The organism is Streptomyces calidiresistens (assembly GCF_014141525.1).
Classification (GTDB): Bacteria; Actinomycetota; Actinomycetes; order Streptomycetales; family Streptomycetaceae; genus Streptomyces; species Streptomyces calidiresistens.
The window spans coordinates 1-459 of the sequence record NZ_VKHS01001562.1; the positions used below are offsets into that span (position 1 = coordinate 1).

The window sequence follows — 459 nt, forward strand, 5'->3', positions numbered from 1 at the left end:
GGCATCGAGGAGCGCGGGGGCGTCCGGGGGAGCGGCCCTCCCCGTCGCGATCGGGGACCGCGCGGGGTGACGCGGGGACGAAGCTGTCGGTGGCGCGCCCTACGCTGGCGGACATGAGTCAGCACAACGACTGGGCGGAGATGCAGGCCGCGCTGCGCACCGCCTCGGACATCGGCTTCGCCGAGGAGATGCCGACCGGCGAGCAGGCGGAGTTCCTGGTGGACGCCCTGCGCAGGGCACTGGTGGCGGCGCAGGGCCTGACCACCGGTCCCGGGGCCACGGGCTGCCGGATCCATCCGCACGGCGCGATCGACCCGCTGTACGGAGACAAGGACGACCCGCTGCCGCCGGGCTGGGGGAAGTGCCTGCTGTGCAACGACCGGCGGCGCCGGGCGGCCTCGGCGCGCCGGCGGGCGATGCCGCGCTGAGCCGGTCGGGGAGGGGACCGCGGGGCCGGTG

The 459-nt window shown here is 76.7% G+C and carries 1 protein-coding gene; it reads left to right on the forward strand.

What is annotated here, in order from left to right:
* The first annotated feature begins 113 nt into the window (after positions 1-113).
* A complete protein-coding gene (locus FOE67_RS28280; protein WP_182667631.1) occupies positions 114-428 on the forward strand; it encodes a hypothetical protein in 315 nt (104 codons plus the stop codon).
* The last annotated feature ends 31 nt before the right edge of the window (positions 429-459 follow it).